At 66.8% G+C, this 16117-nt stretch carries 9 protein-coding genes; 6 read left to right on the forward strand and 3 right to left on the reverse strand.

Annotated elements, in window-relative coordinates:
* Positions 1 to 163: 163 nt before the first annotated feature.
* From ACESMY_RS10555 to ACESMY_RS10565, 3 genes are all read right to left on the reverse strand, one after another.
* Positions 164 to 2731 carry a TonB-dependent receptor gene (locus ACESMY_RS10555; RefSeq protein ID WP_372784545.1) on the reverse strand — a complete coding sequence of 856 codons (2568 nt, stop codon included), beginning with the start codon at positions 2729 to 2731 and terminating at the stop codon, positions 164 to 166.
* A gap of 162 nt (positions 2732 to 2893) precedes the next feature.
* Entirely contained in the window at positions 2894 to 3859 is a 966-nt protein-coding gene (locus tag ACESMY_RS10560; protein WP_372784546.1) for a FecR domain-containing protein, read from the reverse strand.
* Positions 3828 to 4427, reverse strand: coding sequence for an RNA polymerase sigma factor (locus tag ACESMY_RS10565; protein WP_372784547.1), 600 nt, complete (start codon positions 4425 to 4427; stop codon positions 3828 to 3830). Before ACESMY_RS10565 ends, ACESMY_RS10560 begins: the two co-directional genes overlap by 32 nt.
* A gap of 564 nt (positions 4428 to 4991) precedes the next feature.
* Between ACESMY_RS10565 and ACESMY_RS10570 the strand changes: the two genes are divergently transcribed.
* The 6 genes from ACESMY_RS10570 to ACESMY_RS10595 all read left to right on the forward strand — a co-directional run bounded on the left by ACESMY_RS10570 (position 4992) and on the right by ACESMY_RS10595 (position 16013).
* Positions 4992 to 6122, forward strand: coding sequence for a TolC family protein (locus ACESMY_RS10570; protein WP_372784548.1), 1131 nt, complete (start codon positions 4992 to 4994; stop codon positions 6120 to 6122).
* A gap of 627 nt (positions 6123 to 6749) precedes the next feature.
* Entirely contained in the window at positions 6750 to 8075 is a 1326-nt protein-coding gene (locus tag ACESMY_RS10575; RefSeq protein WP_372784549.1) for a tyrosine-type recombinase/integrase, read from the forward strand.
* A 1475-nt stretch (positions 8076 to 9550) separates the two neighbouring features.
* Entirely contained in the window at positions 9551 to 10114 is a 564-nt protein-coding gene (locus tag ACESMY_RS10580; protein ID WP_372784550.1) for a hypothetical protein, read from the forward strand.
* A gap of 1 nt (position 10115) precedes the next feature.
* Complete coding sequence (locus ACESMY_RS10585; RefSeq protein ID WP_372784551.1) at positions 10116 to 12017, forward strand: putative Ig domain-containing protein; 1902 nt, start codon at positions 10116 to 10118, stop codon at positions 12015 to 12017.
* A gap of 188 nt (positions 12018 to 12205) precedes the next feature.
* Positions 12206 to 13702, forward strand: coding sequence for a hypothetical protein (locus tag ACESMY_RS10590; RefSeq protein WP_372784552.1), 1497 nt, complete (start codon positions 12206 to 12208; stop codon positions 13700 to 13702).
* A gap of 46 nt (positions 13703 to 13748) precedes the next feature.
* Complete coding sequence (locus ACESMY_RS10595; RefSeq protein ID WP_372784553.1) at positions 13749 to 16013, forward strand: hypothetical protein; 2265 nt, start codon at positions 13749 to 13751, stop codon at positions 16011 to 16013.
* The last annotated feature ends 104 nt before the right edge of the window (positions 16014 to 16117 follow it).

Raw genomic sequence — 16117 nt, forward strand, 5'->3', positions numbered from 1 at the left:
GTTTATTCCGGAAGTGCGTCCGGCTCGCGGAGGAGCCGCCGCGCGATGGGCCGGCGATCCGTCCAGGCCAAGAGATGCGCGGCCGGCGGTTTGCCGCCATCCATGGGGAACGATGTTACGCGGGCATGGCGCAGCGGTGTCGGGCGCGCCCGTCCACGCGCCTCTAGAACGCCTTGCGCAGGGTGACGAACATCTGCCGCGGAGGGCCGGCGAGCAGGGTCTGGGCGTCGCCGCGGATCGGGTAGTCGTTGCTGCCGATGGTCGAGATGTAGCGGACGTCGAACAGGTTCGAGACATTGACCTGGGCTTCCAGGCCGTCGCGGAGCCCCGACCCCGAGAAGCGATATCCCGCCGCCAGTTCGGTCAGCAGCTGGGAGGGCACGCTCTGGTCGTTCTCGTAGCTGAAGTAGCGCTTGCTCAGGTAGGAGACCCCCAGGTGGGCGAAGAAACCTTCGTGCGCATAGTCGAGGTGGACCTTGGCCAGATGCACCGGGGCGTCGACCGCGAGCTTGCCCTTGGTCTTGCCGATCCGCACGCCGTCGCCATCGAAGACGTCGTCATCGTAGACCGCGTGGTTGAAGGCGTAGGAGGCGAAGGCCGTCCAGTCGGGCGCGAACCGCCAGGAGACCGCGGTCTCCAGGCCATAGGCGGTGACGCTGCCGACATTGGCCAGGATCGAGGGGTTGCCGAGGATGCCCTGGCCGACCGGGGTGGAGAACAGCCGGTTGCGGAACCGCGTGTCATAGACCGCGGTCAGCAGGGTCACGTCCGCGCTGCTGTGGCGCCAGCCCAGTTCGAAGCTGTCGGAGATCTCCGGCCTGAGGTTGGGCTTGATCGCGTCGAAGGCCGCCTGGGTCGTCGCGAACGGCCCGGAGGTGTTGGAGGCCGAGAAGGCCCGCATGCCGCGGCCGTAGTTGGCGAAGAATTCATCGCTGGAGCCCGGCTGGTAGCGCACGCCGACCCGGGGCAGGAAGTGGTCCGCCGCCACGATCCGCCCGTCCAGGTTGGGACCTGTCCGGGTGATGGCCTGGTTGCTCACCGACAGCGACTTGAACCCCGCCGTCAGCGTCAGGTCGTCGTTCACCGTCCACAGGTCCTGGATGTAGAACTGCTGGGTCCGGGTGATGAAATGGTAGGCCCAGTCGGTCCGGAAGGCGCCGGTCTGGAAGTCGGTGTAGCTGCGCTGGGGCCCGGCGAGATTCAGCCCGTAGAAGCGGCGCGTCTGAACGAAGTCATTGTCCTCCAGCCACAGGCCCGCCGAGGTCACGTGGTCGCCGAAATGGCCGGTGGCCGAGGCCAGCACGCCGCGGCGGCGGATATCGTATTCGGTCGAGCGGATCGAAATCGGGGCGTTGTCCGTCGTGGCGCCGGCCACGCCGTAGTTCGGGGAGGCCACATAGGGCGTCCACCACAGGCCCTGCCCCTTGTCCCAGTGTTCGTAGACCGTGGACTTGAGGTCCACCCGGTTGCCGAGCGGCATCCTGAGGGTGAGCCCGGTCAGGACGTCGTCGCGCGCGGTGGTGGAGTCGTAATAGGCGTCGTCAGCGCTGGTGATGGCGCCGGGGTAGACCGTGCCCACCTCCGGATTGTGCGGGGTGACGTCGGTCCCGCCGTTGGCTTCCCCGCGGTTGGCGGCGATCTCGGCGATGCGCACGGCGAGCGCCCAATTGCCGGAGAGGTTGTCCCAGCCGAGGCCGAGCCGGTGGACCATGTTGAGACTGAGGTCCTGCGGATCGCTCTCGCGCCGCCGCGAGAGGTTGATGAAGCCCGTCAGCGAGCCCGAGGCCACAGGCTGCACCGCCTTGAGATTGACCTGCTGGGAATATTGCCGGCCGACCCCCTGCCACTTGTTGGTGGTGTTGTAGGCATAGGTCGCATAGCCCCGCGTTCCGGTCGCGAGTTCGCCGCTCTCCAGGCGCAGCACGCCGCGGTAGGTGCTGTCGCTGCCGGCTGCGGCCACCAGCGAGACGCCGGGCTCCAGGCTCGGGTCGCGCGACAGGAACTTCAGCGTGCCGCCCAGGTTGCTGCTCGACGCGGCCTCCAGGGAGCCCACGCCCTGCGACAGCTCCACCGAGGCGAGGTTCTCGCCGGAGATGGCGCGCGAGATGTGCAGGCCGTTGTGGTTGCCATAGGTCATGTCGCCCAACGGCACGTCGTCGAGCGTGAAGCCCAGGCGGCCCTGCACGAAATTCCGCACGGAGACCCGCACCGACCATTCGTTGGCGCCGAAGGCGTCGGAGGTCTCGAAATTGACGCTCGGCAGCTTGGCGATCAGGCGCAGCGGGCTGGAGCCGGGGGTCATGATCGACATGTCGGCGCCGCGGACATATTGCACCTGCCGCGCCTGGCCGCCGCCCAACACCACCAGCGGATCGACCTCGGTCGCCGAAACCTGACGCACGGCCGAACTGACCGGCAGCGCCGAGTCCATCGGCGGCCGTGGCGGCGGGGCGCGGGGCGCCACGGCGCGCAGGGTGATCACCCCGCCTTGCGCGCCTGCGACCTCCAGGCCGGTGTTGGCGATCAGCCGCGCCAGGGCGACATGCACGTCCATGGCGCCCTTGATCCGGGGCGTCCGCACCCGCTTCAAGGGGTCGGCCGGGGCGATGATCTGCAGGCCGGCCTGGCGCGCGAACTCAGGGATGCCGGTCAGGGCGGACTGTTCCGGCACGTCGAAGGCGGCCGACAGGGCCCAGGCGCTGCCCGGCAGGGCCAGCGCCAAGGTCAACACTGCCGCCCCTCCGGCCAGCGCCGAATTCATCCGTTCCCCCGGCATCCACGGTAGCGCCGCCTTTGCCGTCGCAGCGGACGAGAAGCGCAGTGCAGTGGAGATAGAGTCGCCAAACTCAGTTCGCCACCACCGGCAGGCAGAAAATAAGCTTGCAGCGACAGATTAGTGGCTGAGATGGACAGTATCGCCCACGGTGCGGGCCTTTATGTTCATGCTCAAAGCCACGGCTTGCGCGAATCCGACTGGGTTGGTCGATGAAAACAACCCCGTGACCGTGCGTCCCGACAGCTCGGGATCGTCGATGACGATCTGCTGGTCACTGTAGCGGGCGAAGGTGGCGGCCGCGTCGCCGAGCGTCGTCCCGTCGAAATCCAGCAGGCCTTTGCGCCAGGAGAGGGCGCGCGACACGCTATCCGATCCCAGCTGGCTCACCTGCACCGGTCCCGAGGATGGCGCGAGCGCGCGGGCTCCCGGCGTCAGGCGCACCGCCGTGCTGTCGTCGCGCGACAGGTCGACGAGCCCTTCGCGGACCACCACCTCGACCGGCCGGTTGGCCAGGCGGCTTACCGTGAAGCTGGTGCCGACGGCGCGGACGTCCATCGATTCGGCGCGCACGACGAAGGGCCGCGACGGGTTCTTGGCGACATCGAACAACGCCTCGCCCGAGACCAGCACGATGCCGCGGCGCGAGGAATTGTAGTTCACCTTGATCGTGCTGCCGGTGTTCAGCCAGACCACCGAACCGTCCTCGAGCGGAACCGACCGGACTTCGCCTTTCGCCGTGGCGAACTGCTGCGCCGGCTGCAGCAGGCTGGGCGCAAGCACGGCCACGGCGCCCAGTCCGGCGGCGAGCGATCCGCCGGCCACGAACTCCCGCCGGCCGATCCTCAACCCGCCGCTCGGGCGGGCGTGGGCGCGCGGATCGAACTGAGGGCCAAGCGCCTTGGCGCGGTCGAAATGGGCCAGGATCGCCATGGCCCGGGCCAGCGCGCCCTGCCGCCGCGGATCGGCCGTCGTCCAGGCTTCCAGGGCGCGCCGCTCCTCGAAGGAGAGGGGCTCGCCATCCAGCCGCGCCGCCCATACGGCCGCGGCGTCGTCAATGTCTTCGCTGGTTTCGCGCGTTGTCATGCTGTCGCAGGTCTCGAACCTCTGTCCCCTGAGATGCCTCGGGACTGGAGGTTCCGCCATTCTTCATCGTGGACATCAAGGTCCGCAGGGCGCGGCCGATGTGTTTTTCGACCGTATTTTCCGAAATTCCCATCCGCCGGGCCACGTCGCGCTGCGACAAGCCCTCGATTTTCCGCAGGGTGAAGGCCTCGCGGCACTTGGCGGGAAGGCCGGCGATCAGCTCGGTCACGCGGCGCAGTTCCTGGCGCGATGACGCCTGGCGTTCCGGCGACGGCTCGTCGATCGCCGCGCCCAGCAGGTCGATGTCCCCGATCGCGTCGATCCTGACGATCCGCGCGCGCCGCAGATGGCGCAGGATGATCGACTGGGCGGTCTGGAACGCATAGGCGCGCGGCGAGTCGATATGCTCGACCGCCGCCAGGCCGGCCAGCACCGCATAGGTCTCCTGGACGATGTCGTCGGTCTCCAACCCATCGACCCGACGTCGATGAAGCCACGCCCGCAGGGCGGGTTCGTGGGGCAGGATGTGACAGGCGAGCCAGGATGCTCTGTCGCGCGAAGGGAACATTGGCTCGATTTGGCATCTCTTATTTAACGATGCAATACAGTGTTATCAAAATGGGGAACATTATTCAGATATCATGTTATAGATAGGATGTGAGTATACACTATAGCCCATGTATATTGTCAATATCGCCCCCGTCTAGGGATATAGATGTCTGACTTACTGGGCTTGGAGCGATGGAAGGCCTCGCCGCGGGACTCACGGGGGGGATCGGGTGTGAGTCCCGCGGCGCTGCAGGACCGGTGGGGGTCCGACAGGTCAAGCTTGCGTTTCCGGGGGATCAGCGCGGAAGCGAGGGCTTGAAGGTTTCGGCCTCAGGTGTGGCGACAGGGTCTCCATTTCAATGGTCCGCCGGGCGTCCCTCAGTGGAACGATCCGGCCGGCTCGGGAGGTGAGAGGTCCCGGCGCGCGGTTTCCGCCATCGGCCGGCGCATCAATCCGCAGATAGGGCTCGTCGCCCGCCTGGGGTCCGACCTTCGCCGGCATGGCCGATGGCGGCTTTCGCCGCGTGGAACATCAAGGTCCGGAGACACCACACCCCCGCTTGATCCTGTTCCAAGGCGTGGAATGACCCGCAGACCACTCCTCGCCCTAGCCGCCGCGCTCTCGATCGCGGCCTGCGCGACGCCTCCGGGCGCGGGTCCCGCCGCCGCGGCCGGGCCCGTATCGCGCTCGGCGGCCTGCGCGGGCTTCGCCGCCGCACGCGGCGAGCCGCCGCAGGAACAGTGGTGGCGGGCCTATGGCGATCCTCAACTCGACGGACTGATCGAAGAGGCCCTGGCGAGCCCGCCGACCCTGGCTGCCGTCGCCGCGCGGCTGCGGGCGGGCCGCGGCGCCGAGGGCGCCGACGACAGCGCCTCGGCCTTCGCCGCCGAACTCGACCTCTGGGACCGCAATCGGCCGCGGCTGGCCTCGGCGACGTCGCGGGCCGAGGCGGCTCGCCTGGAAGGCGCCGAGGCCTGCATCCTGCTGACCACCAGCCTGGTCAGCGCCTATGGCGAGCTCTGGCTGGCCGGCGCCGATCACCAGGCGGCGGCCAACCGGCTGGCGGTATTGGCCGCGGCCTCGCCCGACCGGGTCCTCACGCTGCAGGCCCCGGCCGGCGAGCGGGCGCGTTTCGGACTGCCGGAGAACGTCATCGGACAGCTCATCGGCCGGCGGCCGGACCTGCTGACCGCGCGCTGGCGGATCGCGGCCGCGGAACGTCGGATCGGGATCGCCCAGACGGGCCGGTCATTCGGTCTGTCGAGCTCGCTGCGGTTCCGCGCCTTCGGGCTGAACAACCTCATCCGATCGGGGTCGGACACCGGACAGGCGGGGCTCGGCTTCTGGGGGCCGATCTTCGAGGGGAGCGGCGGCCAACTGGACCTGGCGCGCCGGGAACGGGACGCGGCCGAGGTCGCCTATGGGCGCGCCTTGTCCGACGCCCTCGGCGACGCCGCCGTCGCGGTCGCCGAAGAGCAGGGTCTTGAGCGCGAACTCACCGAGGCCCGGGCCGGCCTCGCGCGGGAGGAGGCCGCCTACCAGGCCACGCGCCAGCGCGCCCAGCAAGGCGCGGCCTCGGCGCGCGACCTGCAGGCGGCGGAAGAGGCCATCGCCGCCCGGCGGCGCACGCTGGGGCGCCTGCGGGCGAAAGGCTTCATCACCGACGCGGCGCTGGTGCGCGCGATCGGCGGCGGTTTCATCCTCTCCCCCTGACCCCGCGGCGCGGACCGTCGCCGTCCGATGGCGGATGATCGGTCCCTCGCGCCTCCTGGGATGGGGGGACCGTTGGCGGGCGAGCTTCCCATGAGGACTCCCATCCCATCGAACAGGGCTTCCGTCGCGCCGGACGGCGATCGGCGCGAGGCCTTGCCGTCGCCGGAAACCGCGTTCGCGGCTTCGCCGGCCAATGCCCCGATGCACAGCGCGCTCTACCTGGACGACGACATGCTCGGAAGCCGCCGGATATCGCGGCGAAGGGATGGGGCGAAACCCCCTCACGTCCCTCGGCGCCGCGGACAATGAGACCTGAGGGGTGCTGGTTCGGACAGGCGCATCGGACAGTGGCGGCCCGGGAGGGACTCGAACCCCCGACCTTAGCTTTAGGAAAGCATTGGCCGGGATACGGATAGGTTCGGATCGCTGCGGGATACAGCCTCGCCATAAGAAAAATCTTCCCGTTGCTTCAATAAGATAGACTGAACATGGCCCGGAACGCTACGGCTTGCACACACGCACACCCAGGCGCTACGGGCCTTTTCAATTGCTCACACCGCGCTCGCACGGGGCTTCCTGAGGGACTCCCTGAGTGGTAACCTGACGTCCTGACAAACGGGACAGGCCATGGGCAAGCGCACGGCAATGACGGACAGGGAGGCGCAAGCGGCCAAGCCGGGAGCCTGGCTTTGGGATGGGAACGTCTCCGGGTTCGGCCTGAGGGTGACGCCCGGCGGGGTGAAGACCTTCATGTTCCGCTATCGCGTAAACGGGGTGCAGAAGTTCGCCAAGATCGGGCGCTACGGGGAGAACCCCGGAGAGAAGTCCGTCAAAGACGCCCGCGACCAAGCCAAGGTGTGGGCGGGTATGGTGGCGAACGGCAAGGACCCCATGGGAGCCCGCGAGGCGGAGACCCTGACGGACCTCGCAGACTTTTATCTCAAGGACTACGCCCCGGCCCGAGGCCTCAAGCCCATCACCGTGAAGGCCGCTGAGATCGTCCTAAAGCCAATGCTGGCCACCATGGGCGGGAAGCGCGTCAGCGAGATCACCCCAGCGGATATCAGGCGGGCGCACTCAGAGGCCAAGACCCGCAAGGTGCGCCCGGTGTCAGCTAAGGCCGCGAGGGCTGCCGCGAGGGCCAAGGCAAAGGGCGAAGTAATCCCGCTCTCGCCGCCCCCTGCGCCCACAATCCATCAAGCCAATCGGCTCCTGGTGGTCCTCTCCAAGATGTTCTCACTGGCCATCGAACAAGGGTGGCGGACGGACAACCCCTGCCGTGGCGTGAGCAAATACAAGATCAGCCGCCGGGAGCGGTACTTCGCAGAGGACGAGATTGGGCAGCTGCTAGCGGCGTGTGACGCGTACCCCAACCAGAACGCTGCGAACGCGATCCGCCTCCTTCTCTACACAGGGGCGCGCCTGAATGAGGCCCTTAAGGCGGAGTGGTCGCAGTTCGACCTAGAGGGCTCCGTTTGGGAGAAGCCCTCGGCGCATACCAAGACGAAAATTGTCCATCGGGTCCCCCTGAGCGGCCCCGTTCACCAGCTCCTGTCGGACATGCGCGAGGCGAACTCGGTCGGGCGATTCGTCTTCCCCGGAGCGTCCTCAGCGGAGCCCGGCAAGGAACCCGTTGAGCGGCCCCGCGCGGACCTCAAGCGGCCTTGGGCGCAGATATGCAAGGCGGCGGGGATCAAGAACGCGAGGCGGCATGACCTGAGGCGGACGACCGCTTCCCTCATGGCCAGCGCGGGGGACGACCGGCAGACGATTGGGCGTGTCCTAGGCCACACCCAGGCGGCCACCACAGATAGTTACGTCAGCGTCTTCCAACACGCCCAAGCCGCCGCAGTGAAGCGGGTTGGCGAGCGAATGGCTGAGCTTAGAGCCGCCGCGCCAGCGGGCAAGGTGGTCCCCTTGAGGGCCGCCGATGGCGACGCAGCCTCCGCGTGAGCGACAGCCCAAATCCTGCCCACAGAGAGGGCTTCGCTGATCATTGGTGGCGCGGAGCGCTGCTTATCATGACGGTCGCAGCCGCAGGCCTCGGGATAGGGACAGCCACCTCAATTCCCGCCTTCCTTCTGACCGCATTGCTTGGTGAGGCTGTGCCATCGCTCAAAGAGTACGGCCCCTGGCTTTGGGGCGGGTTCATGGTTCTAGCGCTGCCTGCGGCCCTCGGTGCGGGTCTGCCAAGAATCTTGGCGGTCATCCTCAAGCCACTCCCGCGACGGGCGTGAGCATGGGGATTTCTGTCGCTCCCTGCCGGCAATCAGGGGCGGGGTCTGCCTAGTCCAATCCTAGGACCGCTTACGCTCTCGGCGCTCAAGTTCGGCCTCGATTGCATCTCGGATGAACCCAGCGCGGCGGCCTGGCCCGACCAGCGCGTCGATCCGGTCCATCACGATTTGCGGCAGCCGCACCACCATTGGTTTGATCCCGAGAGGAGGGCGACCCATTTGGGATATCCGATATCGCTTATTGACGGGGGACAACGTACGGGACTAGTATCCGATATCGCTTATAACCAATGAGAAGACCGATGTCCAAACATTCCAAGTCGCCCGTTGAAGCCATGCGCGCTCGCCTGATCGCTGCCGGATACCAGCCGTGGGAAGGCCCTCAGGAGCCCGGTTACATGTACGCTGAGAGCCCCGATGGGACGCAGTTTCGCGCTCCCTCCATGGTCTCCCCAGAAGCCCTCGCCAGGTGGCGGCGGCAGTTGGAGGAGGAGGCCAACGCGACAGCCTACGACCGCAGATGCAACCGCGAGGCGAAGGCCCGCTATCTCTCCCTCGGGCTCCGCACTTGGAGCGGGCGGCGGGGGTAGCGGCTCAGCTTGCAGACGTCACATGCCGGTGCGAGCGTGGTTCTCTCAAATGGGAGAGACCATCATGCTTCGCACACTCGCCTTTGCCGCTTTGCTCGCCTTCACGGCCAGCTCGGCTCTATCGGCCCCGGCTCTCGACGCTAAGGGCAAATGCCGCGACGGTGGGAAGTTCGTAGCCGCCTCGATGTGCGCCGCCCCGGCAGCCGCTGCTACGACAACCACAGGCGGCGCGCCAAACTGTAAGAAGGGCAAGCCCTGCGGCCACTCCTGCATCGCTCAGGATAAGGTCTGCCACATCAAGTAGCCTGGTCGATTTCGGCGGCCACGCTTCAGAATTTGGTCAGGGCGTGGCCGTTCTAGGCAGCGATCCGCCTGAGATAGGGGCCGCGCTCGCCTAGCGGGGCTCCGGCGGCGGGGCTCAGCTTCGTGCAAGCCTTGACTATCCGCCCCATGGGACCATCTTAAGGAGGTCTCGTGCTGAGACGTTAGGCGAGCCCCGAAGGCTCCCACCACCGGCCGGCCCGAGAGGACTGACAGCCCCGCTCCCCACCCCCGCAGGGGTTCCATAGAGCGCCGCCGCGTCTGTCCGCTGATCCTTCAAATGAAAACCCCCACCCGGCTGAGCGGTGGCGGCGACGATCACACAGCGCAACCTCGTTGGCCCGTCAGGGCTGACCTCGATGGCTGCCCTGTCATGCTCGTTCCGCTTCCAGACGGCCGCACTGCGACCTTCGATCTAGGCGTCTGGCTGGAGTTGATGAGGCTCGGAATTAGTCCGCGCTTCTGCGCCCGGACCAACGGCAAGGGCCACGTTCAGCCGCAGGCTTACGTGAAGGTCCGCGCCCTTCTGCCCAGGCCTATCGGAGGGCGATCGCCAACCCACCAGGCGGCCCGTTTGGTGATCGCGCTGGGCCTCCTGGACGAGGAAGCCCGGACGGGGGTGCGTGCGACACGTGCGCGTTGGCGAGTCGAATACAACGACGGCGACCATCTCAACCTCCGCGGCATCAACCTTCGAGCCGTAAGCGTCGGGGCGGATGAAAACGGAGGTTTCTTTGCCATCTGGGATCTGAGGGAGCGCAGGGCGCTCATCGCCCAAGGCCGGAGCCCCAACCACATATTCGAAAAGCGCCGCGTGGCTGCCCGCGACGCAAGGAAATCCTGAAATGCCCTGGATAAATCAGCCTGACGCACTCGGCCGTATGGCAGGAGGATGGTTTGGAGCGACCATCTCCATCTTGGCAGCCTCCGGGGTCCCCGATCCGGTCACCCGCGGGCAGGCCTATAGCTGGCAGCCCTTCAGGAGCGGCGGCAAGGCCCCGTTCACCTGGTCCGTGCAGACAGGGACGCTCCCCACGGGGCTGAGCCAGGATACGTCCACGGGGCTGATCTCGGCGTCCAACCCCACCCAGGCTGTTGGGGATGTGGCGGTGACGCTGCGAGTGACGGACAGCGCCGGAATCCCAGTCCACATCGACATCCCCGTGACCTTCCACGTGGCCGATCCCTTGACGATCTTGGGGACGCCCACCTCGACGCTCGCGGTTGGTGACGCCTACACCTTCACCCCCACGGCCAGCGGTGGGCGCAGCACTAAGGTTTTCGCTTTGACCGGCTCGCTGCCGGCCGGCTGGACTTTCAGCACCTCAACGGGGGGTATCGCAGGGACGGCCGCCACGGAGGCTACCGTCTCGGGCTTGAACATCAGTGTCACGGATGCCGATGGAAGGGCGGCGAGCCTTGGCACCTTCTCCATCACGATCACGGCCGCGGCCGGCGGAGGTGGCGGGACTGCCCTTCTGTTCGGGGATCCGCTGCCGCAGGCCGCAGTGGGCTATGACTACCTGTTTAAGCCCAATGTGGTCAGTCCGGGCGGCGGCTCTGGCTCCTGGTCGATCACGGCCGGCACGCTGCCTGCGGGGCTGACCTGTCACGCCACCAATGGCATCCAAGGAACCTGCACCACGGCCGAGAACAAGACGGGCATCGTGATGACCTGGACGGACTCCAACGGGGCGACGGACTTCCCCGCCTTCCCCATTCGCGTGCTGACCCCCACCGTCCTCACCGGCGGCGCTGGCCTCTGGGACGCAATCCATGCGGCGACCGCTCCGGCCTATATCGTCTGTGATGGCAGCGACTGGTCAGCCGGTGGCGGCGGCCTCGATATGTTCCTGAACGGCATCTTCGTCAGCGACTTCGTCACGGTTCGCGCCGTGAGTGAAGCAACGGCCGACTACGTGTTCATGGACGGAAGCCAAGGCCTCATCTGGAAAGACTGGACGACCACGTCTGGGAAAGTCGGCGGGAGCCAAGGCTCCTTTGGAATGGACAGTTGTGACCGCATCTGGATTGACGGAGGTCAACTGACCGGTACGTCCGGCCTGGGCATCCTCGTCAACGCCTCAACGAACGTGAAGGTCACGAACAACACGATCCCAGGTAAGGGCGCGGGCATCAGCTCGGCCAACTCTGAGAACGTGGTGGTCACCAACACTCACCTCTCAGACATCTCAGACAACGGGGCGATTTTCCTCGGCGTCCAGGGAAGCGGCGGCGTGCTGAACAGGTTCATGTTTAACTACAACACCCGTCCGGCCACCGATGACCCAGACGGCCACCCCGACAGTTACCAGTGGGGGGCTTCGGTCGGTGGCGGCGGGCGTCGTTCGTCCGACTGGGTCATCAGCTACAACAATCTGGATCGCGACACCGGCAGCGGAACACAGTTCATCTTTATCGAGCATACGGACAACGTCTCCGTGATCGGCAACGCCTGCTTCGGCACCTACACCAACGCGATCAGCATCGCGGACGGCGACGTTCCGGTCATCCAGGACAATTGGGTCCAGGGCTTCGACTTCTCCGCTGTTATCAATCTGCGGGACGGTTGCATCAGCGGCGTCGTCAACAACAACGTGGCCAACGTCATCGACATCATCACAACCGGCGACAACATCGGCTGTACGGCTTCCGGCAACACCCACCTTGACGACGCTACCGGCTCGTCGGATCGCTCCGCCTACACAGCAGCCGTGGCCGCGCGTCCCTGGCTGCCGACAGCCTAGATGCGTATTTCTAGGACCACCCGATGAGCCTCTCCGACTCTCTAGCCGAACTTGCCGCAATGCAGGAGGAGCAGGCCAATCGGCCCCCTTCGGTTCCCCCACAAGGTTCCGCCGGCAGGCCTCGCATTGACCTAACCCCCTCGGCTCCAGTCGTCCCGCCGCCCAAGGCCCCATCCCTCCTGGACCGCATGGGCTCGGCCGTTGAGAGCGCCTCGAACTACGTAGCCGGCCAAGCCTCTGGGGCAGCCGCTCTAGGGGCCAAGGTTGCCCAGACAGTCCCCGCGGCCATCCTCCGCGCCCCCGGCCAGATCGTAGGCGGAACCCTCGACACGCTGGCGGATGTGGATAAGTGGGCCACCGACAACATCTCCCCCTCCTTCCTCCGCAGCACCCCAGTAGGGCCAGCCCTCCAGGCCGCCACCGCAGCCAAGCGGATGAACGGTGGGGCGTCCCTAGCGGATACCCTTTCGGCACGCTCCAGCCTCGGCCAGGTGGGCGATCCAGGCATCAACCAGGGGACCACCCAAGCGGTCGCCATCGCCGGGAGTTTCCTGACGGGCGGAGGCGAAGCCAAGGCAGCCACCTCGATCGTTCCCCGCGTGGCCCAGCTCCTCGCGTCCTCCGCCAAGATGGGCCTCGCCACGGCCATCACGGCAGACACCCAGGATCCGGGCGAGCGCGTCAAGCAGGGGCTCGAAGGGGCGGCCGTCAACGTCGTCGCTGAGCCGCTCATCGGCTTGCTCTCCAGCTACATCAAGGCCAAGCCCCCCACGCGGGTATCCGAGGCCACCCCAGCGGAAGCCGCGTCCGACAACCTTGATCGGGCCTTCGCCTCAGCCCGCACCACAGAGGCTCGCTTCCAAGCCCAAGAAAACCCCACTCAGGCAACCAAGGGGGCGGCCCCGACGGACGCCGCGGCGACCGCTCAAGACGCGCCGACAATGGCCACCGGCGAGGAGAGACCCGCGCCGCTGCAATCAGCCCTTCCACAAGGGACCCGACATGGCGATGGGCTGGAGGTGGGGGGAGACACCTACAAGGATGCCAACGCGGCCCTGGAGGCGTCCGGTGCGGCCGAACGCGTAGATCCCAGCACCCATCCCCTCACGCCCGCGGGGAAGATCCCGGTGGAGGCCGCCACCAAGGCGGCGGCGGATGACGCCGGTCTGGGCCGCGCCTTCGCGAGGCGGGAGGACACCCCGCCGGCTGCCCCGATGATCTTCAAGGAGGAGGACCCTCAGGGCGGCTCCCGTGTCGTGGGCGTCATCGACAAGGAGTCCCTACAGGGCTTCAAGGACGATGTGGACGCCAACCGCTTCGACGCGGAGAACCTCACTGACACTACGGCGTCCCATCCGGCCGGCAGTTGGAAGCTCTCCACGTTGGGCGCGCCCTACGACGTTGGCCCCTTCCTTCGCGCTCTGGCCGACCAACTGCCCGAGCGGGGCGAGGCCCTCAGCGATGAAGCGGTGATGACGGCGGCCAAGGCCAATGCGGACGCCATCGGGTGGGACCCCGCTGACATGATCGCCTACGCGGCACATGTGGCCGGCGACGCCAAGCAACTGCCCGAGGTGATGGCCACTGTCCGCACGGTCTATGCGCGAGCGGCCTCCACCGTGGACGGGCTCTTGGACGCCCACTCGGACTTGGAGCCAGCTTCCCGACGCTCACCCGGACCTTAGGGGCGTCCTGGAGGCGGTCCATAACATCGTCACGCTCAGTCAGGCCGTGGCAGACTTCAAGAGCGCCGCGGGATCCACGCTGAGAGTGGCGGGGCTGCCCGATGCGGACGCCTACCTGGAGGGCTTCTTCCGCCCCACCTTCGACCACCCTCCGACCAATCCCGTCGATGGCCTGCCGAGGCTTCCGCGCGACAAGGCGGAGCTGCAACAGTGGGTGGATGCGTGGAAGTACACCCAAGGGGATCCCGCCCTCAGGGACGCATTCCTGAAGGGCCTCACGTTCATGCCGGGGAAGTGGTTGGCGCTCCGCACGAGCTTCGCCAATTTCTTCACCGCCGCCATCATTTCCGGCCCGGCAACCTTCCTGAGGGACGCCCTCGGCCCTGCGATCATCGGTGGCCTCAGGACGCTTGAGCGGACCACCGGGGGCTATGCTGCGGCGCTCAACCCGTTCCTCGACCACGCTACGCGGCAAGATCTCCTCAGGTCCGCATCTCAGGCTCCCATGGCCTACGTCCAGACGCTGGGAGCCGTAGGGGACGCACTAAGGGCCGGCGTGCGCGCAACCATGCAGGGCAACCAGCTTCTCCAGTCAGCGAGCCTCTACGACCTCAGGGTGAAGACCATCCCGGCGGGCCTCATCGAAGCCGCTACGGGGAAGCCTCCTGGGCTCCTCAACGCGGGCTCCTACCCGTGGATGCTGGCGAACGTGGTCAACGTCTTTCCGCAGTGGATCCACGCATTGCATGGTGGGGTGAATGAGTTCGCCCAACGGCTCTCCTACCTCGGAGAGGTGAGGGCCAGTGCGCTCCTGGAGGCGGCTCAAAAGGGGCTCACCGGCGACGAAGCGAGCGCCTTCATCCGCGACCGCCTCATGCACTCCACCGATGAGGTGACGTGGGCGGCGACGGATCCTCAGGCCTTGGCCTCCAGCCAGCGCACTACGCTCATCAAACAGGTTGGGGGTGAGAGCCAGCCCATCGTCTCGCGCTTCAATGACCTCATCCGCACCATGCGGACCAACTTCCCGGAGAGCCGCTTCGTCCTGCCGATCTTCACCGTCCCGGCCAACGCGATAGGCGAGGGGATAAGGCGGACCCCCGTGGGCCTCCTCTTCAGGGAAACCCAACAGGAACTCTCCGGTGCGGCCGGCGCACCCGCCCAAGCGGAAGCGTATGGGCGTGTCCTCATGGGGGCCTCGACACTCCTAGGCGGTTACGCCTTGGCCAGAGCGGGCCTCCTCACCGGCCCCGGACCATCGCAGCAGAAGGACCGGGAGGTGTGGGAGGCGCAGGGCTTCCAGCCCTACTCCATCCGCCTTGGGGACAAATGGGTGAGCTTCAATCGAATGGACGTGGTGGGGAACCTCCTGGCGATCCCCGCGGCCATCTACGATCGGAGCGTCCATACGCAACTCGACAACGAGAGCGCGACCTTTGCCGGCGTGGCCGCCCTGGCTCAGTATTTCAAGGACCAGGCGGCGATGCAGGGTGTCGCGGATCTGCTGTCCTTTGGGGGCAGCCCTCAGGAGGCCCAAGGGTATTTGGCGCGGCTGAGGGACCAGACGACCGGCGGCTTCGTCCCCAACTTCATCACCCAGATTGGCCGCAACAACCTGGACCCAGACAAGAACGTGGTGCGGAACCCCTTTGAGGCGATCCTCGACAAGCTGCCGGGGGCGAGCCGCACGCTGGATCCCCAGCGGAACGTCATGGGGGAGGACGTCAGGAAGATCCGGAACGCTGGCCTCGGCCTTCTGCCAATCTCAATCACCACCGCAAACAGTTACGCCAAGGATCCGGTGACGGATGAGTTGGACCGGCTCTATCAGGTAACCGGCTATGCGCCTGGCTTGAAATCGCCGGCCCTTGGGGGAGCCCACGAGGACATGCGCGACATCAAGCTGGAAGACGGCCACAGCCTCTATGACGCTCTCGTGCGGTATCGGGGCGTGGTGACGGACGACGGCGGCCAGCACATTCGCGAGGCCCTCAAGGAGCTATTCGACAGCCCCGAGTACAACGACGCTGTGGATGGTGACGCACACAACCTGACGACCGCCACAGGGGAGGCCGATAGGGGAGCCCTGGTGGCCCGCCTATTCCAGCAGTTCGATCGGCAGGCGCAGCATGAAGTGGCCTCAGCTTCGCCCCTCGCGGCCCGCTACCTCGCCGTTGGCCGAATCAAGCAGGGCAATAACGCCTTCCTCAGGGACACCCCAGCGGCAGCCCTCGCGGCCAATCCCAAGCTGATGCAAGCGCTGGGGATCCGCGTGGAAGACTTCGAGGACGCCATGAGGGGAAATCCTTGAGGGTCGCGGGAAATATTTCGATCGAGGTCCACAGAGGTAGGCGCGAGATAGGTCGGCCGGCTCTCCCCCCTCTACCCCCCGGCCTTGGCCACACCCATGGAGTG

The sequence above is a fragment of the Phenylobacterium sp. genome (genome assembly GCF_041691455.1).
GTDB lineage: Bacteria > Pseudomonadota > Alphaproteobacteria > Caulobacterales > Caulobacteraceae > Phenylobacterium.

Coding starts and splice junctions, on each gene's coding strand:
- ACESMY_RS10560 (WP_372784546.1), bottom strand. CDS start 3,859: ATGACAACGCGCGAAACCAGCGAAGACATTGACGACGCCGCGGCCGTA.
- ACESMY_RS10565 (WP_372784547.1), bottom strand. CDS start 4,427: ATGTTCCCTTCGCGCGACAGAGCATCCTGGCTCGCCTGTCACATCCTG.
- ACESMY_RS10570 (WP_372784548.1), top strand. CDS start 4,992: ATGACCCGCAGACCACTCCTCGCCCTAGCCGCCGCGCTCTCGATCGCG.
- ACESMY_RS10575 (WP_372784549.1), top strand. CDS start 6,750: ATGGGCAAGCGCACGGCAATGACGGACAGGGAGGCGCAAGCGGCCAAG.
- ACESMY_RS10580 (WP_372784550.1), top strand. CDS start 9,551: ATGAAAACCCCCACCCGGCTGAGCGGTGGCGGCGACGATCACACAGCG.
- ACESMY_RS10585 (WP_372784551.1), top strand. CDS start 10,116: ATGCCCTGGATAAATCAGCCTGACGCACTCGGCCGTATGGCAGGAGGA.
- ACESMY_RS10590 (WP_372784552.1), top strand. CDS start 12,206: ATGGGCTCGGCCGTTGAGAGCGCCTCGAACTACGTAGCCGGCCAAGCC.